The 21,262-nt window shown below is 67.3% G+C and carries 16 protein-coding genes; 5 read left to right on the top strand and 11 right to left on the bottom strand.

Features of this window, described 5'->3' with window-relative positions; all coding sequences use genetic code 11:
• Window positions 1-56: 56 nt before the first annotated feature.
• The gene (locus tag MNR01_RS09015) at window positions 57-1,157 is read left to right on the top strand and encodes an alpha/beta hydrolase (protein WP_241917494.1); all 1,101 of its coding nucleotides are present in this window, start codon (window positions 57-59) and stop codon (window positions 1,155-1,157) included.
• A gap of 54 nt (window positions 1,158-1,211) precedes the next feature.
• Here the strand turns inward: MNR01_RS09015 and MNR01_RS09010 are convergent, their stop codons facing one another.
• The 6 genes from MNR01_RS09010 to MNR01_RS08985 form a co-directional block, all read right to left on the bottom strand.
• Window positions 1,212-3,017: an MFS transporter gene (locus MNR01_RS09010; RefSeq protein WP_241917493.1), complete on the bottom strand. Its 1,806-nt coding sequence runs from the start codon at window positions 3,015-3,017 to the stop codon at window positions 1,212-1,214.
• Between the two features lie 65 nt (window positions 3,018-3,082).
• Window positions 3,083-4,195, bottom strand: a complete 1,113-nt coding sequence (locus tag MNR01_RS09005; protein WP_241917492.1) for an N-acetylglucosamine-6-phosphate deacetylase — start codon at window positions 4,193-4,195, stop codon at window positions 3,083-3,085.
• Entirely contained in the window at window positions 4,192-4,968 is a 777-nt protein-coding gene (locus tag MNR01_RS09000) for a DeoR family transcriptional regulator (protein ID WP_241917491.1), read from the bottom strand. Before MNR01_RS09000 ends, MNR01_RS09005 begins: the two co-directional genes overlap by 4 nt.
• 35 nt (window positions 4,969-5,003) lie before the next feature.
• Window positions 5,004-6,353, bottom strand: coding sequence for a D-tagatose-bisphosphate aldolase, class II, non-catalytic subunit (locus tag MNR01_RS08995; RefSeq protein ID WP_241917490.1), 1,350 nt, complete (start codon window positions 6,351-6,353; stop codon window positions 5,004-5,006).
• Window positions 6,354-6,374: 21 nt separating this feature from the next.
• Window positions 6,375-7,316, bottom strand: coding sequence for an ROK family protein (locus MNR01_RS08990; protein ID WP_241917489.1), 942 nt, complete (start codon window positions 7,314-7,316; stop codon window positions 6,375-6,377).
• A 12-nt stretch (window positions 7,317-7,328) separates the two neighbouring features.
• Window positions 7,329-8,486 (bottom strand): SIS domain-containing protein, encoded by a 1,158-nt coding sequence (locus tag MNR01_RS08985; RefSeq protein ID WP_241917488.1) that lies wholly within the window; start codon window positions 8,484-8,486, stop codon window positions 7,329-7,331.
• A gap of 384 nt (window positions 8,487-8,870) precedes the next feature.
• Between MNR01_RS08985 and MNR01_RS08980 the strand changes: the two genes are divergently transcribed.
• The 3 genes from MNR01_RS08980 to MNR01_RS08970 all read left to right on the top strand — a co-directional run bounded on the left by MNR01_RS08980 (window position 8,871) and on the right by MNR01_RS08970 (window position 16,759).
• Window positions 8,871-12,194, top strand: coding sequence for a TIM-barrel domain-containing protein (locus MNR01_RS08980; RefSeq protein WP_241917487.1), 3,324 nt, complete (start codon window positions 8,871-8,873; stop codon window positions 12,192-12,194).
• A gap of 152 nt (window positions 12,195-12,346) precedes the next feature.
• Window positions 12,347-15,352 (top strand): TonB-dependent receptor, encoded by a 3,006-nt coding sequence (locus tag MNR01_RS08975; RefSeq protein ID WP_241917486.1) that lies wholly within the window; start codon window positions 12,347-12,349, stop codon window positions 15,350-15,352.
• Between the two features lie 51 nt (window positions 15,353-15,403).
• Window positions 15,404-16,759 (top strand): Gfo/Idh/MocA family oxidoreductase, encoded by a 1,356-nt coding sequence (locus MNR01_RS08970; RefSeq protein WP_241917485.1) that lies wholly within the window; start codon window positions 15,404-15,406, stop codon window positions 16,757-16,759.
• Between the two features lie 66 nt (window positions 16,760-16,825).
• Here MNR01_RS08970 and MNR01_RS08965 read toward each other — a convergent pair whose 3' ends face one another.
• Window positions 16,826-17,647: an alpha/beta hydrolase gene (locus MNR01_RS08965; RefSeq protein WP_241920575.1), complete on the bottom strand. Its 822-nt coding sequence runs from the start codon at window positions 17,645-17,647 to the stop codon at window positions 16,826-16,828.
• A 512-nt stretch (window positions 17,648-18,159) separates the two neighbouring features.
• Here MNR01_RS08965 and MNR01_RS08960 point away from each other — a divergent pair.
• Window positions 18,160-18,813 (top strand): hypothetical protein, encoded by a 654-nt coding sequence (locus MNR01_RS08960; RefSeq protein WP_241917484.1) that lies wholly within the window; start codon window positions 18,160-18,162, stop codon window positions 18,811-18,813.
• Window positions 18,814-18,822: 9 nt separating this feature from the next.
• Here the strand turns inward: MNR01_RS08960 and MNR01_RS08955 are convergent, their stop codons facing one another.
• From MNR01_RS08955 to MNR01_RS08940, 4 genes are all read right to left on the bottom strand, one after another.
• Window positions 18,823-19,710, bottom strand: a complete 888-nt coding sequence (locus MNR01_RS08955; protein ID WP_241917483.1) for an RNA polymerase sigma-70 factor — start codon at window positions 19,708-19,710, stop codon at window positions 18,823-18,825.
• 107 nt (window positions 19,711-19,817) lie between these two features.
• On the bottom strand, window positions 19,818-20,231 hold the full coding sequence (locus tag MNR01_RS08950) for a cupin domain-containing protein (RefSeq protein WP_241917482.1): 414 nt from the start codon (window positions 20,229-20,231) through the stop codon (window positions 19,818-19,820).
• 31 nt (window positions 20,232-20,262) lie between these two features.
• Window positions 20,263-20,676, bottom strand: coding sequence for a cupin domain-containing protein (locus tag MNR01_RS08945; protein ID WP_241917481.1), 414 nt, complete (start codon window positions 20,674-20,676; stop codon window positions 20,263-20,265).
• A 56-nt stretch (window positions 20,677-20,732) separates the two neighbouring features.
• Window positions 20,733-21,212: a carboxymuconolactone decarboxylase family protein gene (locus MNR01_RS08940; protein WP_241917480.1), complete on the bottom strand. Its 480-nt coding sequence runs from the start codon at window positions 21,210-21,212 to the stop codon at window positions 20,733-20,735.
• Between the last annotated feature and the right edge of the window lie 50 nt (window positions 21,213-21,262).

Here is a 21,262-nt window from a genome sequence, read left to right as displayed (position 1 = left end):
TGCTCTCGAGGAACCAGCGCGGTGCTCGCGGGCTATCTTCCCTGTAAGCACATCCCGTGCTCGAATCGACCGCAGTCGAATCGATCGGAGGCATCATGGAACACACCAGTGCCGGGATCGTTGACCGTCACCGCCGACTCCTGCTGGAGGCGGCGGCCCTGGGCGTCGCAGCGGTACCCCTCGGCGTGGTCGGCACGGCCAATGCGCAGCCAATGGTGGATGCCAAAGCCGGAGTGGGAGTAAAGGACATGGCGCACAGGTCATTCGCTCCGCTGAAGCATGTGCGTGCCGGCACGCTGGAGATCGCCTTTGCACAGGACGGACCGGAGGCAGGCCCGCCCGTGATCCTCCTGCACGGCTGGCCCTATGACATTTACAGCTATGTCGACGTGGCGCCGCTGCTTGCGTCGGCGGGCTACCGCGTCATCGTCCCGTACCTGCGTGGTTTCGGCAGTACCCGTTTCCTGTCCGCCGATGCGCTTCGCAATGGCCAGCCTGCGGCATTGGCGGACGACGTGATCCAGTTGATGGATGCGCTCGGGATCCCCAAGGCCGTCATTGCGGGCTACGACTGGGGCGGCCGGTCGGCGGACATCGTCGCTGCGTTGTGGCCGGAACGGGTGAAGGCGCTGGTGGTCGCAAGCGGTTACCTCATCGGTAGCCAACAAGCCGCGCAAACACCCCTGGCGCCCGATGCCGAGTTGCAGTGGTGGTACCAGTACTACTTCGCCACGGAGCGTGGGCGCGCAGGCTACACCCGGTTCCGGCACGATTTTGCCAAACTGATCTGGAAGCTGGCGTCGCCAAAGTGGGCATTCGACGACGCGACCTTCGACCGCAGCGCCGCCGCGCTGGAGAATCCGGACCACGTGGATATCGTCATCCACAACTACCGGTGGCGGCTTGGCCTGGCGGAAGGCGAGGCGAAATACGACGAGCCGGAGGCGAAGCTCGCCCGGTTTCCATCGATCACGGTCCCGACAATAACGCTGGAGGGCGATGCCAACGGCGCGCCGCACCCATTGCCGGAGAGTTACGCCAAACGTTTCACCGGAAAGTACGAGCATCGGCTCCTTTCCGGGGGGATCGGCCACAACCCACCGCAGGAACATCCGCAAGCTTTCGCGCAAGCAGTGATCGACGCCGATCACCTCTAGTCGCGCGACCTCGCACCGGTAGCCCGGGTAAGCGAAGCGCACCCGGGACGCGCGTCAGCGGAAGCTTGCCTCGATCTGCTCCAGCGACTTCCCCCTGGTCTCCGGCAACAGGAACGCGGCGACCAGGAAGTACACAACCGCGCACCCCGCCCACGCAAAGAACATGCTCGCGTAGCCGTAGTGGCCGACCACCGGCAGGAACACCGCGGCGATGGTGGTCGACACCAGTTGGTTGATCAGCAGGGCGATGCTCATGCCGTTGGAGCGGATGCGCGTTGGCATCAGTTCCGACAATGCGAGCCAGACGCATACGCCCGGGCCGACGGCGAAGAAGGCGACGAACACCAGGATGCACACGGCCACCGCCCAGCCGTGCGCCGGCGGCGGCACCGGGCCGATGCTGGCGCGCTCGATCAGCAGCGGTGCCTGATCGGCGGCGACGGGGTCGGGGAACGGGTTGAGGTGGAGGCGGCGGAAGAACGCGCCGATGACACCGTCGGCCTGCACGCTCGCGTCGCGGCGGATGACCAGTCCGTCGACATCGACCGCATCGCTTCGCAACGAGCGCACGTTGGTGAAATCGCCATAGGCGTAGGACACGGTCAGCTGCTGCGGCTGCGTCGCATCGCTGCCAGCCAGTCGTTGCCAGTTCTCCGCGTCGAGCTTCAGCGTCAGCGCGTCGGCGGTGACCTGTTGCTGCAGCACCGGGCGCACGTCGACATTGCCGCGTTCGGCCTGCAGGAACAGCAGCGCCGCCGACAGCAGCGCCAGCGCGATGCCGCCGCTGCCGAGCATCAACAGGAACTTGCGACCCTTGCGATCCACCAACAGCAGCGCCACCACGGTCATCACCGCGTTGAGCAGCTTGATCGCCACGTCGGCGCCGTTGGCGACCGCACCGGGCAAGCCGGCCTGATGGAGGATGGTCACGGCGTAGGCCAGCACCGAGTTGATGCCGGTGGCCTGGGTGCAGGCGAGGATCAGGCAGGCGAGCAGGAACGGCCACACGTAGCGGCGGCTCAGGAGACTGTCGCGCTTGTCACCCGCTTCGGCGGCCGATGTGGACGGTGCCTGCATCGCGCGCAGGGTCGCTTCCACCTCGTCGGTTGCAACGGTGCGCTGCAATGCCAGCCGCGCCTGCGCGGTGCGACCGCGACGGACCAGCCAGCGCGGCGACTCGCTCAGCAGCATCACGCCGGCGCTGAACACCAGGCCCGGCAGCAGGCAGCTCCAGAAGATCGTGCGCCAGGCGTGGTCCTTCACTTCGAAGAGGATGCGACGCTGCTCCTCGCTTGCCAGCGCCTGCTCGGTGGCAGCGGCGCTGTCGACCGCGTGGGCCTGGTACAGGCCGATCAGCGCGGCGAGCACCAGGCCGATGGTCAGCAGCAACTGGAACATCGCCGCGCCGCGGCCACGGCGGTCCGGGCTGAGGACTTCGGCCAGGTACAGCGGCACGACAACGCCGATCAGCCCGCCGCTGATGCCTTGCAGCAGCCGGCCAAGTAAGAGCGGCACGTAACCCGAAGCAAGCGCCATCACCGGAATGCTGAGGGTGAACAGCACGCCAGCGAGCAGCATCGCCCCGCGTCGCCCGATCATGTCGGCGATGGCGCCGGCGAACAGCGACGACAGCACGCTGCCCAGCAGCACCGCCGCGACGACGAAGCTGAGCTGCTGGCTGGTCAGGTGCCAGCTGATGCTGGCCGTGGATTCCAGGTACGGCAGCGCGCCGGCGATGATGCCGATATCGATGCCGTAGAGCAGCCCGCCCATTCCGGCGATGAAAAGCAGGTAGCGGACCTGCCACTGCGGGCTGGCTGCGCGGGCTTGCACGGGCATCGCAACGGAGACGTCGTTCATCGGGCCGGTCCTGGGAAGTGGGGGTTGCCGTGGCGCGATGGGCGCGCCGGCAAAACGCTTGCAAGTCAGGCGGGTTCGACCTCGTCGCCTTCGACGAAGACCTGGCGTACCCGCAGTTGCGCATCGAGCACGACCACGTCGGCCCACGAATCGACCTGCAGGCGGCCGCGGTCGTGCAGGCCGAGGTAGTCGGCCGGATAGCGCGACAGGCGGTTGGAGGCGTCGGCCAGTTCGAGGCCGAGCGACACCAGGTTGCGCAGGGCCTGGTCCATGGTCAGCGCGCTGCCGGCCAGTGAGCCAGCGGCCAGTCGCACGCAGCCCAGGCATTTGAAGACGCGTTGTGACCCCAGTGCGTACTCGCCGTCGGGCATGCCGGTGGCGGCGGTGGCGTCGGTCACGCAGTACAGCCGCGGGATCGCGCGCAGCGCGGTGCGGATGGCGCCTGGATGCACGTGCTCCAGGTCGGGAATGAGTTCGGCGTACTGCGCGTGTGCGAGTGCCGCGGTGGCGATGCCGGGATGGTAGTGGTCGACGCCGGTCATGCCGTTGAACAGATGGGTGAACCCGGCGGCACCGGCTTCCAGCGCGGCCACGCCATCGTCGTAGGTGCCGGCGCTGTGGCCGAGCTGCACGCGGATGCCGAGCGAGTTCAGGCGCGGGATCAGCGCGCGGTGGTTGCCTATTTCCGGCGCCAGGGTCAGGACCCGGATCGGCGCGATCGCATGCAGCCGTTCGACCTGTTCGATCGTCGCCTCGACCACCAGCGGCGGCTGCGCGCCGAGCCGCTCGATGCTGATGAACGGACCTTCCAGGTGCACGCCGAGCACGCGCGCCGTGCCCGGATCGCGTGTGCCGATCGCGCCGGCCAGGCCGCGCAGCGCCTGGACGATGTCGTCCTCGTGCGCGGTCATGGTGGTGCCGAGCAGGGCGGTGGTGCCGTGTCGTGCGTGGGTGCGGGCGACAGTCCTGATCGCATCGCCGCCCTGCATGATGTCGACGCCGGCGGCGCCATGCACATGCAGGTCGATGAAGCCGGGAAGGATCAGCGGCAGGTCGCCGTCTGGATGGCCGTCGGGCGTGGCACGGAGGCTGCGCACGCGCTGGTCGAACTCGATTTCCCCTCGCATCCAGCCCGTTGCGGTGAGGATGCGGCCGTGCAGTGTGCGTGCTTGGGTCAAGGCGGTGGCTCGGCGATGATCACCTCGATGCCAAGCCGCTGCAGTCCCTCGCGGTACTCGCTGCTGATGCCGGCGTCGGTGATGACGGTGTGGATCTGGTCGAGGCGGCCGATGCGATGCAGGCTGACCCGACCGAACTTGGAGGCATCGGTCAGCACGACGACCTTGCGCGCGTGCTCGACCATGCGGTGGTTGAGGCTGGCTTCGGCCTCGTGGTGCGTGGTCAGGCCGAACTGCAGGTCGAGTCCGTCCACGCCCAGGAACAGCGTGTCGAAGCTGTAGGCATTGAGACTGGCCTCGGCCTGGCTGCCCTGCAGCGACAGCGATTGCTTGCGCAGCAGGCCGCCGGTCAGCAGCAGCTCCACGCCCGGTGCGTTGGCCAGCTCCCAGGCGATGTTGAGGCCGTTGGTCATCACCGTGATGTCGCGGTGCAGGTGCAGGTGGCGCGCCAGCGTCATCGTGGTCGAGCCGGAGTCGATGATGATGTTGTCGCCCGGCTTCACCAGCCGCGCGGCCTGCGCACCGATCGCATCCTTGAGTGGCAGGTTCAGCGCATCCTTCTCGTGGATGTTCTGCTCCGGCGGCGGCGTACGCACCAGCGCGGCGCCACCGTGGTTGCGGGTGGCCAGTCCCTGCGACTCGATGTGGCTCAGGTCGGCGCGGATCGTCACCGATGACACCCCGAAACGCTCCACCAGGTCGGCGACCTGCACGTTGCCGTGCAGGACCAGCAGCTGCAGGATCTGTTGCCGGCGTTGGCGGGTGTTTCGCATGGCGGGCCTGTTCGTTCGGTTCGGAAGCGGGAAGCTTATCGTTCCGAAAGGGCAACGGCGGCGGAAGTTTCGAATGCCGTCCGGGCCCCGGCCTGGTTGCGGGCACAGGCGCGGGCGTACTCGGCCAGGCGGCCGAAGACCTTGTGCTGGATCAGCGCGTCCGGCTCCGGCGCCAGGCGGCCGGCCACCACTTCGCGGTACTGCTCGGGCATGAACTGGCTCAGCAGCGTCGGTGTCGGCGGGTGGCGCCGCAGGTTGTCGACCAGGTGCTCTACCGCGTCGCGCACCCGCGGCTCGCCCCAGTAGTAGCGGCAGCGGTCGCTGAGGGCGTAACGGCGCAGCAGGCGCAGTTGCTGCTCGTCGCCGCTGTAATGGTTCTGCCAGTGGGACGGATGCTCGAGCATGCAGCGGTCCAGGACTTCGGGCAGGTGCGAGAGGTGCTCGCCCTTCGGCAGCAGTTCGTCCTCGATCGCCGCCAGCGCGAACAGCGCCTCGCGCAACGCGAATGTCGCTGCCGGTCCGACCTTGAGGATGGCGAAGTGGTCGCGCACGAGGGCGTGCAGCGACGGCTCGGTCTGGTAATCGGTGGAGTGCGCCTCGAACACGATGCGCGGCTGGCCTTCGATGAAGTCCGACAGCGCGGCTGCGGCGGACCGGTCGTAGTGGTGCACGTCGCTGTGGTCGAAGTCGACGCCGGGCTGCACCACCATCGCGATCACGCGTTCCCAGGCCGGTGCCAGGTCGGGGGCGGCGAAGGCCTGGCGGTGGATCTCCAGGGTCCGCGCGGCGGCCTCGGGCCGGGTCACCTGTATTCCGGTGGCCAGCGAGGCTTCGCCGCCGGGCACCGGCACTTCGGTGCCGATCACATACACGGGCGCTGGCAGGCCGGCATCGCGCGCGGTGCGTTCGGCGATCCGCGCCAGGTCCGCCGAGCGCGCGGCAACCGTCTCGTCCGGCAGCGGCGAGGGATCGCCGGCGCAGGACATGCTGCAATCGAGGTGGATCTTGTGGAAGCCGGCAGCGACGTACGCGGCGATCAGGTCGCGGGCATTGGCCATCGCTTCGTCCGCGGGGCGTTTCTGCCACGCGTTCGGACCGAGGTGGTCGCCGCCGAGCACCAGCCGCTCGACCGGAAAGCCCTGCGCATGCGCCAGGCGCAGCGCGTAGTCGCGGAACTGCGGCGGGGTCATGCCGGTGTAGCCGCCGAACTGGTCGACCTGATTGGAGGTCGCCTCGATCAGCAGCAGCGTGTCGTAGCGCAGTGCCACCTGCATCGCCGCGAGCAGCACTTGCTCGTGACTGCAACACACGCTGTAGATGCCGACGTGTTCACCGCGGCGATGGGCGGCGAGCAGGGTGGCGATCGGGGAGTCGGCTGCGGGCATGGGGGAGGGCTCCGGTGTGTTTCAGATGGCGCCGCTGCGCTGGCGTGCGAGCAGGGCCGCGCCGCGCGCGCCGCCGGCATCGCCGAACGTCGGCGGCAGGATCGGCGGCACCCGCACGCCCTTGAACAAGTGGGTGGCGATCGCGGCGGGCAGCTCGCGATAGAGCTGGTCGAACTTCGACAGTCCGCCGCCCAGGACAATGACGTGGGGATCCACCGCCAGGATCACGCCCGCCAAGCCGTGGCCGAGCAGGTCGCGATGGATGGCCAAGGCCTGCTTTGCCGTCGTGTCGCCGGCCTGCGCACGCGCCACGACCTGGCTGGCCTCGATCTGGCCGGCCTCGACCTGATCACCGCCGATATGGCGATGGATCAGCGCCAGGCCGCTGCCGGAGACGTAGCGCTCCAGGCAGCCGCGCAGTCCGCAGGCGCACTCGAGGATCGGCAACGCATGCCGCGCCAGCAGCGTGGCCGGGATGGTCCAGTGCCCCCATTCGCCGGCGATGCCGTTGTAGCCGGCGACCAGGCGGCCATCGACGCAGTAACCGCCGCCGGCGCCGGTACCGAGGATCACGCCGAACATGCTGGCGTAGCCTTCCGCCGCACCGCCATGCGCTTCGGAGAGGGCGAAGCATTGAAGATCGTTGCCCAGGTGCAGCGGACGGCGCAGCAGGCGTTGCAGGTCCGCGCCGACGTTCTGGCCGGTGAGTGCGGGCACGTTGGCGCTGAGCTGGCGGCCGCTGCCGCGGTCGACCACGCCCGGTACCCCGATGCCGACCGCGGTGGCGGTTTCGCCCAGGTCCGCGTCGGCCGCGCGCACCAGCCCGGCGATCGCCTGCAGGAATGCGTCGTAGTCCTGCGTCGGCGTGTTGATGCGACGCCGATAACCGACCTCGAGATCGTGGCCGCAGGCGACCAGTTCGATCTTGGTGCCGCCGATGTCGATGCCGTAACAGGTCTGCATGGTCTGATGCGCTCAGCCGTGACGGTGGATGGTCACGCCCTGCACGACGCGATTGACCGTGCCGTCGGGGAACGGATTGTCGGGCGTCAGTCCAAGCGCGGACGAGCGCAACAATGCGTAGCGCTGCGGCAGCGTCAGCCACAACGGTGCCAGCCAGGCGTCAGGAAGCGCGGGGACGGCGAGGGTGAAGTCGGATGCGTCGTCGTCACCGGCATGCGGTCCGACCGACAGCACGCGTCCGGCGATGCCATCGCGGCGAAGTTCGTCGAGCAGGTCCTGCTCGTAGCGGCGCGCCAGCGGCTGGGCGCTGCGCAGCACCACCACCAGCGTGTCGCCGTCGACGGTGGACTTGGGGCCGTGGCGGAACCCCAGCGGCGTATTGGCCAGTGCCAGCACGCGGCCGGCGGTCAGCTCCAGCACCTTGAGCGCGCACTCGCGTGCCAGCGCCTCGAGCGGGCCGCTGCCCAGGTAGATCACGCGCGTGTATGCCGCGCTTGCAAGCTGCGTAGCGTCAGCATCCCACTGCGTCAGCGCCAGTCGACCCAGCGAGGCGAGGGTGCGCAGGCGATCCAGTCGTTGTGCCCACGTCGCCGCATCGAACGTCGCCAGCGCCGCCAGCAGCATGCAGCTCAGGCTGCTGGTCATCGCGAAGGCTTTGTCGCAACTGGCGGCAGGCATCAGCAGGGTGAACGTGTCGCTGCGGCCGCGACCGCGCTGCGCCAGTTCGCCGTCGGGATTGCAGGTGATGTCGAGGAAGCGCGCGTTCGCCACGCGCTCGCGCACCAGCTCGACTGCGGCGACGCTCTCCGGGCTGGAACCGCTGCGCCCGAACGACACCAGCAATGTCGGACGGTCGCCATCGAGGTAGAGCTCGGGATGGGTCAGCAGGCTGGTGGTGTGGATCGCCCGCACGTCGGCCGGCCACTGCGCGTTGATCTGGTCGGCCGCCATCTCGGCGATGAAGCCCGAGCTGCCCGCGCCGGTGAGGATGATCCGCTGCGAGGGGTTGCGCAGGCAGTCGCCAAGGAATCCATCGAGCTCGCCGCTGGCCTTCCCCAGCGTGTCCGCCAGTTCGTCCCACAGCGCCGGTTGCTGTGCGATTTCCTGCGCGGTGTGGCCGCCGCCGAGGCGCTGCCAGGTGGACAAGTCGGGATGGAGGGTGGCGTCCATTCGGGATTCCTGTTGGGCGAGCGCACGATCTGCGTTTTCTTTCGAAATGTCAAATATCGAAAGGTAAACAAAAGGTTATGGGGGCGGAGGTTTCGCTGCCGGGCGGCCCTGGTTCGTCACCCTTGCGATGTTCCCACGCGAACCGGTCTGCCAAACGGCCTGCCGATAAGGGCTTTTCGAAGGCTTGTCTTGACGATAGGAAAGTGTTGCTTTGCACAAAGTTTCGATATGAAGAAAAATACCTTCTATTTTCTTTGCAATTCGTTGACACGTTTCAATCTGCTGCCCTAGAGTCGGCCGCCATGGTTTCGGATTCCCGCCAATTGCGGGCTTGGGGGCAAGTTGAAGATCCGCGGACGACAGAATGTGTGCCTGGCCATCGCGATGGCGTCTGCGTGGCTGGCCCTGCCCGCCACGGCCCTGGCCGAGTCCGTGGGAAACCTGCGCCAGATCGCCCCGGTTGTCGGCAAGGGCGGCCAGGCCGGCTGGGACCTGACCACCGACAGCGGTGCGCGCGTGCGCATCGATCTGCTCCGCGCCGATGTCGTGCGCGTGCAGGCTGGTCGCAAAGGCAAGCTGCTTCCCGCCGGTGACAAGGCTGCGCCGATCGTACTGCCGCAGACGGTGTCGCCGGTGGCCTTCACCTTCGAAGAAGACGCGGGGCAAGTGCGCATCCGCACCGATGCCATGGTGCTGCACATCCAGCGCCAGCCGCTGCGGCTCTCGCTCGAGCGCATCGAGGACGGCAGTCCGGTCGCGCTGTGGCAGGAACTGCAGCCGCTGGACCTGGCCACCGGACAGAGCGTGCAGACCCTGTCGAGCCAGGCCGACGAACATTTCTATGGTGGCGGCCAGCAGAACGGCCGCTTCGAGTTCAAGGGCCGCGAGCTCGAGATTTCCTATTCCGGTGGCTGGGAGGAGGGCGATCGCCCGAGTCCTGCGCCGATGCTGCTGAGCTCGCGCGGCTGGGGCATGTTGCGCAACACCTGGAGCGACGGCAGCTACGACCTGCGCCAGTCCGACCAGGCCACGCTGATGCACCGCGAAGACCGCTTCGACGCGTACTACTTCGTCGGCGCCAGCCTGCACACGCTGCTCGACCGCTACACCGCGCTGACCGGACGCGCCGGCCTGCTGCCGCGCTGGGCGCTCTCGTACGGCGACGCCGATTGCTACAACGACGGCGACAACGGCAAGAAGCCTGGCACCGTGCCCGAAGGCTGGAGCGACGGCGCCACCGGCACCACGCCGGACGTGGTCGACAGCGTCGCGCGCAAGTACCGCGAGAACGACATGCCCGGCGGCTGGATCCTGCCCAACGACGGCTACGGGTGCGGCTACAAGGACCTGCCGAAGGTTTCGCAGGGGCTGGCGAAATACGGCTTCAAGACCGGTCTGTGGACCGAGAACGGCGTCGACAAGATCGCCTGGGAAGTCGGCAAGGCCGGCAGCCGCGTGCAGAAGCTCGACGTGGCGTGGACCGGCAAGGGCTACCAGTTCGCGATGGACGCCAACCAGCAGGCGTTCAACGGCATCCTCGACAATTCCGACTCGCGCCCGTTCCTGTGGACGGTCATGGGCTGGGCCGGCATCCAGCGCTACGCGGTGGCCTGGACCGGCGACCAGAGCAGCAGCTGGGACTACATCCGCTGGCACATCCCGACGCTGATCGGTTCGGGGCTGTCGGGCATGGCCTACGCCAGCGGTGACGTCGACGCGATCTTCGGCGGCAGCGCCGAGACCTTCACCCGCGACCTGCAGTGGAAAAGCTTCACGCCGGTGCTGATGGGCATGTCGGGCTGGTCGTCGGCCGCGCGCAAGCATCCGTGGTGGTTCGACGAACCCTACCGCAGCATCAACCGCGATTACCTCAAGCTCAAGATGCGCCTGACGCCGTACATGTACGGACTGGCGCGTGACGCTGCAGCCAGTGGTGCACCGATCGTGCGGCCGTCGCTGTGGGATTTCCCCGGCGATCCGCAGGCCTGGACCGAGGCGCACAAGTACCAGTTCCTGCTCGGTCGCGAGTTGCTGGTGGCGCCGGTGTACCGCAGCCAGGCCGCCAGCCGCGGCTGGCGGCGCGACATCCATCTGCCGCAGGGTCGCTGGATCGATTACTGGGACGGTCGCCAGCTGCAGGCCGGCCCGCAGGGACGCCAGATCGACCGCAAGGTGGAACTGGCGACGCTGCCGCTGTTCGTCCGCGCGGGCGCCATCGTGCCGATGTATCCCTCGATGCTGTTCGACGGCGAGAAGCCGCTCGACGAGCTCACGCTCGACCTGTACCCGCAGGGCGACTCGAAGTACACGCTGTATGAAGACGACGGTTCCACCCGTCGCCACGAGAAGGGCGAGTTCTCCGAGCAGGCCATCGCCATGCAGGCACCCGCACAGGGCAGTGGCGATGTCCGCGTGCACATCGATGCCGTTCGCGGGCAGTACGCCGGCCAGTTGCCGCAGCGCCGGTATGCCTTGCGCGTGCTGAGTCGCCAGCGTCCGCAGGCGGTCGAACTCGACGGCCGCGCGCTGCCGGCGCTGCCCGACCGGGCCGCGTTCGAGGCGGCCGCGGAAGGCTGGTACTTCGATGCCGCCGAGCGGCGCGGCAGCGTGCATGTGCGCACCGCGCCAGTGGACATCCGCCGCGCGCTGGATGTCCGCCTGGGGATTGCAGTGGCCGCCGAACTGCCGGACGACGAGTTCCCGGCCGCACCCGAGCTGGGGCGTGCATTGCCGTCCGACAGCCTGCTCGTGGTCGGCCGTCCGGCCGAGGAACCGGGCCATGCCCTCGAGAACGCCTTCGACGACGACCCGGCGACCTGGTTCCGGACCGTGCGCAACCAGGCCGTGCGCACCGGTGCGCACGAATGGGTGCTTGGCTTCAGCGAACGTCGCCTGATCGACGGCATCGAGCTGGCGCCGCGCAACGACCAGCACTGGAAGCACGGCCAGGTCCGCGATTACGAGGTCTACCTGGCCGACAGCAATGGCGAGTGGGGCGAGCCGGTCAAGCGCGGTCGCCTGGAATTGCAGCAGGGCGTGCAGCGCATCGAGTTCCCGGCACACGCCGGACGCCTGCTGCGCTTCCGCGTGCTGAGCACGCAGAATCCGGACGGCGACGGTGCCAGCGGCAACGATCCGATGGTGTCGGCCGCGCAGGGCGGAAGCGCGCGAGCATTCGACGCGCTGCAACCGCGCGACGTCGGCCCGATCACGCTGTCGACCTTCCGCGTGCTGGAGCACCAGACGGCCGAGCGGACGCCGCAGCAACGCTATCTGTCGGAGCTGACGATGCCGTCGAACGTGGCGGCAAGCGTCGCGCTCGACCACGCCCACGGTGGCGAGTCGGAGATGCGCATGAATGGCCTGCACTTCCGCCGCGGCCTCGGCGTCGGTCCGGACAGCCGCGTCGACCTGCAGTTGCAGGGCGACTGGCGCCTGCTGCGCGCCGACATCGGCATCGACGACCGTTGCCGCGATGCCGGCGGCATGCAATTCCAGGTGTGGGGCGACGACCGCCTGCTCTACGACAGTGGCATGGTCCGCGCGCCGGGCGTGGTCAAGCCCGAGCTCGACATCCGCGGGCTGCACCGCCTGAGCCTGCGCACCGTCGGCGCGCAGGGCGCGAAGCCGGCGCAGGTCTGCGGCAACTGGGCCAACGCCGCACTGATCGGACAGGAGGGCGACGCCGCCACGATCGCCTCGCCCTGAACTAGCACCACCCTCGTCCCGACGCATCTCGACTGCGGCCAAACGGCCGCGGCCCGGGGCGGCTGTTGCCCGGGGTTCGCCTTACGCACGCCAACCGAACACGCCATCCGTCCCGCAGCGCCGTGCGCTGCTGATCGAACAAGGAGCCACAGATGTTGCCTGCACGCCGTCGCTGCATCCCCGCCACCACCTTGTCCATCGCCCTGGCCGCCGCACTGGCCGCAGGGCCGGTCGCCGCGCAGACTGCGCCGCCCGCGCAACCGGCCGCCGACGCAGCAACTGCGCCGGCGCCGGCCGGGGACGACAAGCCGACCGAGATCGACCGCGTCGAAGTCACCGGTTCGAGCATCGGGCGCATCGACGGCGAAACCGCGTCGCCGCTGCAGATCATCAGCAAGCAGGACATCGAGAACATGGGCGCCCGGACCTTGCTCCAGGTGCTCAACAACCTCCCTGCGAACCGACCCGGGCAGATGGATTCCACGTCGCTGTTCACCGGCTCCGACGGCGCCTCGCAGGCCAACCTGCGCGGCATCGGCGCTCAGGGCACGCTGGTGTTGTTGAACGGCCGTCGCCTCTCGTACTACGGCGCACCGGCGGGCTTCCAGACCCAGTTCGTCAACATCGACTCCATCCCGGCCGCGGCGATCGAACGCATGGAGGTGCTGACCGACGGCGCCTCGGCCGTGTACGGTACCGACGCGGTGGCCGGCGTGATCAACGTGATCACCAGGCGAGAGTACAAGGGGCTCGAGGTCACCGCGACCACCGACATGTCATCGCGCATCGACAGCTACGGCGAGCACCAGGCCAGCATCACCGGCGGCTTCGGCGACCTCGACGAGGACCGCTACAACGTCTATGGCACAGTCAACATGTACCGGCGCGACGCGATTCCGCTGAGCGACTTGTACGACAAGAAGCCGAACCAGTTCTACGTCAACAACCCGAACTACATCAACAATCTTCGCCTCGACACCGGCAGCGCGCCGGGCGTGTTCAACCCTGGCAGCTACTTCGCGTTCGATCCGGTCACCGGCGCCCGCGTGCAGGAAGCAGCGCCGACCTGCAACAACGTGATCACCGAAGCCGCCGGAACGCGCTGCGTCTGGCAGACCTGGCTGAACAACGAGATCGACGGCGGCGCCGAGTCGGAGCGCATCACCGCCTACGTCAACGGCCACTTCCTGATGGGTGAGACCACCGAGGGCTTCGCAGAGGCGACCTACACCGACATCGACCTGCGCGCCAACGGCGGCACGCCGCGTGCGTTCGGCACCACCACCGGCAACCCGACCAGTTGGTTCTCGCGCAACACCGGCAACAACGTCAACCAGTTCTTCTACCCGTACATGGGTCCGAACAACGTCTACAACCATGCCAGCCCCGAGCTGAGAGCGTTGATGGGCGGCGTGGTTGGCCTGCAGTACCTTCTGCAGGACGCGGGCGACAACTACTTCGGGCAGCGCAACACCGACAAGAGCTATCGTGCGCTGGCCGGACTGCGCGGCAACATCGGCGACTGGAACTGGGAAACCGCGTTCGCCACCGCCGGCTCGCATTCGACCACCTACCAGACCGTCAACGTGAACCTGGACGGCTTCGAGAAGGCATTCGGCCCGTTCACCACGGACCCGGGCACGGGTCGCGTAATCATCTCCGACAACCCGGCTTACCAGTTCGGCGTGATCAGCGAAGCCAACGCGGCGCTGCTGCGCGAGGCCTACCCGACGTTCGACATCCAGTCCTGGACCCGGCTGCACACCCTGGACGGAAAGGTCGATGGGACGGTCTACACCTTGCCGGCCGGCGAAGTGCGCGCGGCGTTCGGCTTCAACGTCAGCCGCGAGACCTTCTACACCCCGGGCAACGAGGATGCGGCCAACGGCCTGATCACCCAGCAGGGCGGTTCGTGGTTCGATGGCGCGCGCAACACCTACGCACTGTTTGCCGAGGCCGTCGCCCCGATCACCGAGAAGCTGGAGCTGGAAACGGCGCTGCGCCTGGACAAGTATCCGAACTTTGATGCGAACATTGCCCCGAAGATCGGCCTCAAGTACCAGGCGCTGCCGGAGCTGCTGTTGCGCGGCACCTATTCGCAGGGATTCCGCGCTCCCAGCCTGGCCGAGTCCGGCACCGGCGGCGTGTTCGCCCAACTCGGCGGCTTTCGCGACGAGACCCGCTGCAATGAAACCAACGCGATCGCCGGCCTGCTGTTGCAGTCGAGCCGCGCGGGCGACGTGGACCTGGGCAATACGCTGCTCAACTCCGATTGCGGCCGCACCGTGGCACGCATGACCCAGCCCAACCCGGACCTGAAGCCGGAGACGGCCGATATCGCCACGCTGGGCTTTGTGTACGAACCGACCCACTGGTTGTCGGTGTCGGCCGACTATTGGTACATCAGCCGCCGCGACGAGATTGTCGCGCCGGACTTCAGCAGGCCGGAAGACATCATGTCGCTGGGCCGCTTCCCGATCACCGATTCCGACCGCGCCAACGAGGCCGCGCTGGCCGCGATGTGCGCCGACCCGGCCAGCGGCGTGGCATGCCCCGGCACGCTGCCGACCTATACCGTGGGCAACGTCTCCAGCGTCATCGGCCAGTACAAGAACAGGGGCCGTACCCTGGTGGATGGCTTCGATGTCGATGCCCGCAGCCGTTTCGACCTGGGCGAATGGGGCGGCCTGAACATCGGCGTGGCCGCGACCATTGCCAATCGCAACATGTACAACTCCGACGACGGTAGCGGCTGGTACTACGGCAACCTCGTTGGCTACTACGGCAACCCGCGACTGCGCGCCACGTTCAACACGGACTGGAGCCTCAGGAACTGGACCACCAGCTTGTATGTCAACTACGTCGGCAAGACCAGGTGGGCCTTGGAGCAGATCGATGCGCAGGACAACAATACGGAAACCTGCACCGGAGGCTATTTGGACGTGTCCCCAAGCCAGTGCGACGGCGCGCCGTCGTGGTGGACGACCAACCTGGGCGTGAGCTGGAGGCCGACGGAGAAGCTGACGGTGGGCGTCACGGTGAAGAACGTGTTCAACCGCCTTCCGTTCTATGATCCGAACGACTTCATGGCCTTCTCCTCCGCCTACGCAAACAATTTCGGACGGATCTACAGCCTCACCGCCGGTTACAAGTTCTGACGGTTCCATCGCGCCGGCACCTGCCGGCGCCTCGACTGAAGAGAATCAGCAATGAAGCGTAGAGATTTCATCCTTGCAGGCGCCGCACTGGTTGCGGCCAGCCTGCTGCCGTCCACGCCGGCCTGGGCCGCGGGGCGCCGCATCCGCCTGGGTCTGATCGGCACCGGCATGCGTGGTCAGGTGTTGTTGACGGAGCTGTTGCGCCGTGACGATGTCGAGGTCGTGGCACTGTGCGACATCGAACCGATCATGCTGGGCAAGGCCATGGAGATGGCGGCCAAGGCCGGAAAGACCGCGCCGAAAACGTACGGACAGGACGGCGATGCGCACGCCTACCGACGCTTGTTGCAGCAGCGTGGCCTGGACGCGGTGATCATCGCCACGCCGTGGGAGTGGCACGCGCCGATGGCGATCGACGCCATGGAGGCCAAGGTCGCGGTGGGCTGCGAAGTGGTGGCCGGCATCAGCCTGCAGGACCACTGGGACGTGCTGTCGACGCAGTTGCGCACCGGCACGCCCTACATGCTGCTGGAGAACGTCTGCTACCGCCGCGACGTGATGGCCGCGCTGCAGATGGTGCGCGCCGGACTGTTTGGCGAACTGGTGCACCTGCAGGGCGGTTACCAGCACGACCTGCGTGCAGTGAAGTTCAACTCCGGCGACCCGTCGCAGCCCTACGGCAGTGGCGTGGAGTTCGGACCCAAGGGCTGGTCGGAGGCGCGCTGGCGCACCGAGCACTCCGTGCAGCGCAACGGCGAGCTGTACCCCAGCCACGGCATCGGCCCGTGCGCGATGTACACCGGCATCAACCGTGGCAACCGCTTCACCCACATCAACAGCTTCGCCAGCAAGGCGCGCGGGTTGCACGACTACACCGTGGCCAGGAGCGGTGGCAACACGCACCCGAGCACGAAGGTCAAGTTCAAGCTCGGCGACGTCGTCACCACGACGCTGGCCTGCGAGAACGGCGAGACGATCATCCTGCAGCACGACACCTCGCTGCCAAGGCCCTACTCACTGGGCTTCCGCGTGCAGGGAACGCACGGCCTGTGGATGGACCTCAACCAGTCGATCCATATCGAAGGCCGCAGCCCTGCGCACAAGTGGGAGCCGTTCCAGGCCTACCAGGACGAGTTCGATCACCCGCTGTGGCGCAAGTACGCCGACGATGCCGCCAGTGCCGGACACGGCGGCATGGACTACTTCGTGATTCACGCCTTCGTCGAAGCGGTCAAGGCGCGGGCGCCGATGCCGATCGACATCTTCGACGCGGTGACCTGGAGCGCCATCACGCCGCTGTCGGAACAGTCGATCGCGGAAGGCTTCAAGACCCTGGACTTCCCGGACTTCACCAAGGGGCTATGGGCGTCGCGCAAGCCGATCTTCGCCTTCGACGCGAACTACTGACGGCCCGCAAGGACCGGGGCGCGCGGCAACTGCCACGCGCCCCGGATTCTGCATGACTGCACCGGATCAGCTGCGGAAGAACGCGAGCAGATCGGGATTGATCACGTCGGCATGGGTCGTGCACATGCCGTGCGGGTAACCCTTGTAGACCTTGAGGGTGGCGTTGCGCAGGAGCTTGGCCGACAGCAGTGCCGAGTCGGCGATCGGCACGATCTGGTCGTCGTCACCGTGCATCACCAGGGTCGGTACTTCGATGCGCTTGAGGTCCTCGGTGAAGTCGGTTTCCGAGAACGCCGCGATGCAGTCGTACTGCGCCTTGGCACCGCCCATCATGGCCTGTCGCCACCAGTTCGCCCGGACCGCCTCCGAGAGCGGCGTTCCCGGACGGTTGTAGCCGTAGAACGGCACCGGGAAATCCCAATAGAAACCGGCACGGTTGGCGGCAAGTCCCTTGCGGATGCCGTCGAACACGTCGCGCGGCAAGCCGCCCGGATTGGCCGCGGTCTTCAGCATCTGCGGCGGCACCGCGCCGATCAGCGCCAGCTTGGCGACACGGCCCGCGCCGTGGCGGGCGACATAGTGCGCGGCCTCGCCGCCACCGGTCGAATGGCCGACGTGGATCGCATCGCGCAGGTCCAGGTGTGCCGCCACGGCCGCGAAGTCCGCTGCATAGGTGTCCATGTCGTTGCCGGTCGCCGTCTGGCTCGAGCGGCCGTGGCCACGCCGGTCATGGGCGATGACGCGATAGCCCTGGTCGAGGAAGTACAGCATCTGCGTGTCCCAGTCGTCGCTGCACAGCGGCCAGCCATGATGGAAGACGATCGGTTGACCGCTACCCCAGTCCTTGTAGTAGATCTCGGTGCCGTCTTTGGTGGTGATCGATTGCATGTCGTGGTTCCTCGTGGGGGACGTGGGGGACACTTTGGAGCGGGCGGGTGCAGCGCGGGTGGCGGACAGGGGAATGGCGGCCATGACCGCGGCGCCCAGGCTCGATGCGAGCAGAAGGCGACGGGTCGGGTCGACGGCGTCGGCGGCGGTGACCACAGCAGGGCTGGCGAGGCTCTCGCGATCGCCGGACGAAGGTTTGCGCATCGGAGTGTTCTCCGGAAATGGGCAGAAGGAGTGGCGCCGGTCGATGGCGCGTTTTTGCGTGTGTGTGAACCATAGAAATCAAACCGTCGCGCCGGTAGGCCTGCGCCGGTGCCCACGCTGTTGACCTCGGCGCACCAATGGCTGGCATCCGATCGCGCCACCCATCGATGGCATGCATTGATGCTGCCCAGGCAACACCGTGGGCCTGCCGGAGACGCTACCGGCTGCGTTGCGCGAGACCTAGGATCGAACGATCCGCGCCCACGACCGTGGACCGGATCGTCCTGCATCCCGAACGGAGCGCTGCCATGACATCGAGCAACACCCCCTCGCGCCTTCTCGCCGGTGTGCCGGTGCCGGACACACCGCTGGTCGCCAGGGCCATCGACTTCGCCCGCGCGCACAGCGACGAATACCTGTTCAACCACGTCATGCGCTCGTGGCTGTTCGCCACATTGATCGCACAGAACAAGGCGGAGCCGTACGACGCCGAGGTCCTGGCCGTGTCGGCAGTGCTGCACGACATCGGTCTGACCGATGCGGTGAGCGGTTCGCTGCGTTTCGAGGTGGAAGGCGCCAATGCGGCGCGCACCTTCGCCCGCGAGCATGGCGTCGATGAGCGTCGGACCCAGCTCATCTGGGACAGCATCGCGCTGAACTCGACGCCGTCGATATGCCTGCACAAGGAAGCCGAAGCCGCGCTGTGCGTGCTGGGCGTGGGTCTGGACTGGGGCGGCTGGGGCATTGACGGCATTCCGCCCGATCAGCTCGCGCGTATCGTTGCCGAGTTCCCGCGCCTCCAGTTCAAGAAGGGATTCAGCAAAGCCATCTGCGGCATCTGCGAGAGGCACCCGGAGACCACCTACGACAATTTCGCGCGCGACTTCGGCGAGCGGCTGGTGCCGGGTTATCGGGCACCGTCGATGGTGGACGCCCTCCAGGGCGCACCTTTCCTCGAGTAGTTGCCTGCACTAGTTGAGCAATGCCGCCTGGTTGGCGGCAATGCGTCGGAGCTTCTCCGGATTGCGCTGCACGTAGACCTGCGTGATGTGCTCGCCGTCGGTGTCGTACGACTGCGCCGATTCGAGCTTGCCGCCGATATAGCGCAGCACGCCGAGGCGGCCGTTGATCGTGGTGAGGCGGATCTCCAGCTGGTCCTTGCCGCGCAGCGTGCAGGCGAACAACAGCTGTGCGATGCGATCTCCGCCGACCAGGGGCTTGGGGAAGGTGGTGACGATGCCACCGCCGTCTCCGACCAGGGTGGCCGATTCGGCCATCATCGACTTCATCGCCTGGAAGTCGGCATTGCTCCAGGCTTCGGCGAAACGCTGCATGAGACGCTGGTGGGCTTCGGCCGACACGACATAGCGTGGCCGCTCCTCGCGCAGCTGGCTCTTGGCCCGGTGCACGATCTGGCGGCAAGCGGCTTCGCTCTTGTCGAGCGTTGCGGCGATGTCGCTGTAGTCCGCATCGAAGACTTCGCGCAGCAGGAACGCGGCACGCGCTTCCGGCGATAGCCGCTCGAGTACGGTGAGGAAGGCGATGGACAGGTCGCTCGATGCTTCCTGGAGTTGTTCGGGCGTGGTCGGGCCGTCGGTGAGGACCGGCTCCGGCAACCAGATACCGACGTAATGCTCGCGGTCGCTGCGCGCCTTGCGCAGGCGGTCGATGGAACGTCGCGTGGTGGTGGTGACCAGCCAGGCTTCGGGATCGACGACCGCGGCGGCGTCGGCCTCGTGCCAGCCCAGCCAGACATCCTGGACGACATCCTCCGCCTCGGCGACGGAGCCAAGCATGCGATAGGCCACGCCGAGCAGGCGTGGCCTTAGACGAGTGAAGATGTCGGTAGCGCCTTCCATACGACAAGGTCGAAACAGAAGGCGCGATTGTGACGGCCGGGGCGTTTGGCGGGCGTGGAGGCCGCCAGGCGCCCGCGCCCTCCATCGATCCCAGGGACAACCCCCCGTCAGGGGACGGGGGTCAGCGCCGGCTTGCCGGCATCCTTGAGCAGGAACACCAGGAACTTCGCGGGCTTGTCCTTGCTGGCGTTGCGCCCGACCGTGTGCAGGTCGGCAGGGCCCTCGTGGAAGCTCTGCCCCGGCAGGAGCGTGACCTCCTTGCCGCCCTTCACGCCCATCACGATCGAGCCCTCCAGCACGTAGATGAATCCGTGCGCATCGTGGCGATGCACCGGGTCGGCACCGCCGGGTGGATACTCGACGGTGATCATCAGCACTTCCTTGCCCGGGTACTCGGGCAGTGCCTGGGTCATGACCGGGGTAACGACGGGGGGAGGTGCGTCGCTACCGTGCAGGCCATGGGCCCCGACACTGCCCGAGAAGAACAGGGCCGCCACGAGAAAACCTGAGTGAATGCGCATCGGATGACTCTTGTGACAGTGGCTGGGCCGCTCAGGAGCCGGGAATCACGGCGGGCTTGCCGGCATCCTTGAGCATGAACACGACGAACTTCGCCGGCTTGTCGCGGCTGGCATTGCGGCTGACGGTGTGGATGTCGCCCGGCGATTCGCTCCAGCTCTGACCCGCCGTCAGCGTGACCTCCTTGCCACCCTGCACCGCCATCACCACCGAACCTTCGATGACGTAGACGAACGCGTGGGCGTCGTGGTGGTGCAGCGGCGAGGAGCCGCCCGGCGGATAGTCAACGGTGAGGATCAAGCCTTCCTTGCCCGGATACTCGGGCAGCGCCTTGGTCAGGATCGGTTTGACGATCGGGGCCGGGGCGCCGTGGGTGTGCTGGGCCTGCGCCGTCGTGATGCCGGACAGCAGCAGTGCCGCCAGTGCCAGTGAATGGTGGATGCGCATGGATGTCTCCTGTGCGTGCCGGTCGCGACCGGCACATTGGTGGCCAACAGGTGGTTTCAGGACAGCCCGGCCTTGTCCAGGCCGAAGGCCTTGTCGGCGGTGCCCGGCGTGGTGCGGAAACCCACGTTGACGCGGTTCCAGGCGTTGATAGCCATGATGTCGTAGGTGAGGTCGACGATTTCCTGCTCCGACAGCTGCGTGCGCACGCGGTCGTAGACCTCGTCGGGCACGCCCAGCGGCGACAGCTGCGTCAGCGCTTCGGTCCAGGCCAGCGACGCGCGCTCACGCGGGGAGAACAACTGCGACTCACGCCAGGAGGCCAGGTGGTGCAGTCGCAGCGGACGCTCACCGTGGATGGTGGCCTCCTTGATGTGCATGTCGAGGCAGAACGCGCACCCGTTGATCTGCGAGGCGCGGATGTTGACCAGGTCGTGGATCGACTGCTCGATCGACGACTTCTGGGTCAGCATGCTGAATTCGACGAACTTCTTGAACAGCTCGGGGGACTGCTTCTGGTAGTCGAGGCGTTGGCTCATGGCGGACTCTCCGTTCTTGAATGGGGGAGGGCTGGCCGGCGGTCGCCGTC

This window comes from Lysobacter sp. S4-A87 (assembly GCF_022637455.1).
GTDB lineage: Bacteria > Pseudomonadota > Gammaproteobacteria > Xanthomonadales > Xanthomonadaceae > Lysobacter_J.
The sequence above is the reverse complement of the archived record's forward strand: the minus strand, read 5'-3'. Positions and strand labels throughout refer to the sequence as shown.

Excerpts from the sequence above, each read along its gene's own strand:
- MNR01_RS08975 (WP_241917486.1), top strand. The coding sequence starts at position 12,347 with ATGTTGCCTGCACGCCGTCGCTGCATCCCCGCCACCACCTTGTCCATC.
- MNR01_RS08985 (WP_241917488.1), bottom strand. The coding sequence starts at position 8,486 with ATGGACGCCACCCTCCATCCCGACTTGTCCACCTGGCAGCGCCTCGGC.
- MNR01_RS08960 (WP_241917484.1), top strand. The coding sequence starts at position 18,160 with ATGACATCGAGCAACACCCCCTCGCGCCTTCTCGCCGGTGTGCCGGTG.
- MNR01_RS08990 (WP_241917489.1), bottom strand. The coding sequence starts at position 7,316 with ATGCAGACCTGTTACGGCATCGACATCGGCGGCACCAAGATCGAACTG.
- MNR01_RS08945 (WP_241917481.1), bottom strand. The coding sequence starts at position 20,676 with ATGCGCATCCACCATTCACTGGCACTGGCGGCACTGCTGCTGTCCGGC.
- MNR01_RS08965 (WP_241920575.1), bottom strand. The coding sequence starts at position 17,647 with ATGCAATCGATCACCACCAAAGACGGCACCGAGATCTACTACAAGGAC.
- MNR01_RS08995 (WP_241917490.1), bottom strand. The coding sequence starts at position 6,353 with ATGCCCGCAGCCGACTCCCCGATCGCCACCCTGCTCGCCGCCCATCGC.
- MNR01_RS08950 (WP_241917482.1), bottom strand. The coding sequence starts at position 20,231 with ATGCGCATTCACTCAGGTTTTCTCGTGGCGGCCCTGTTCTTCTCGGGC.
- MNR01_RS08970 (WP_241917485.1), top strand. The coding sequence starts at position 15,404 with ATGAAGCGTAGAGATTTCATCCTTGCAGGCGCCGCACTGGTTGCGGCC.
- MNR01_RS08980 (WP_241917487.1), top strand. The coding sequence starts at position 8,871 with ATGGCGTCTGCGTGGCTGGCCCTGCCCGCCACGGCCCTGGCCGAGTCC.
- MNR01_RS08940 (WP_241917480.1), bottom strand. The coding sequence starts at position 21,212 with ATGAGCCAACGCCTCGACTACCAGAAGCAGTCCCCCGAGCTGTTCAAG.
- MNR01_RS09010 (WP_241917493.1), bottom strand. The coding sequence starts at position 3,017 with ATGAACGACGTCTCCGTTGCGATGCCCGTGCAAGCCCGCGCAGCCAGC.
- MNR01_RS09000 (WP_241917491.1), bottom strand. The coding sequence starts at position 4,968 with ATGCGAAACACCCGCCAACGCCGGCAACAGATCCTGCAGCTGCTGGTC.
- MNR01_RS08955 (WP_241917483.1), bottom strand. The coding sequence starts at position 19,710 with ATGGAAGGCGCTACCGACATCTTCACTCGTCTAAGGCCACGCCTGCTC.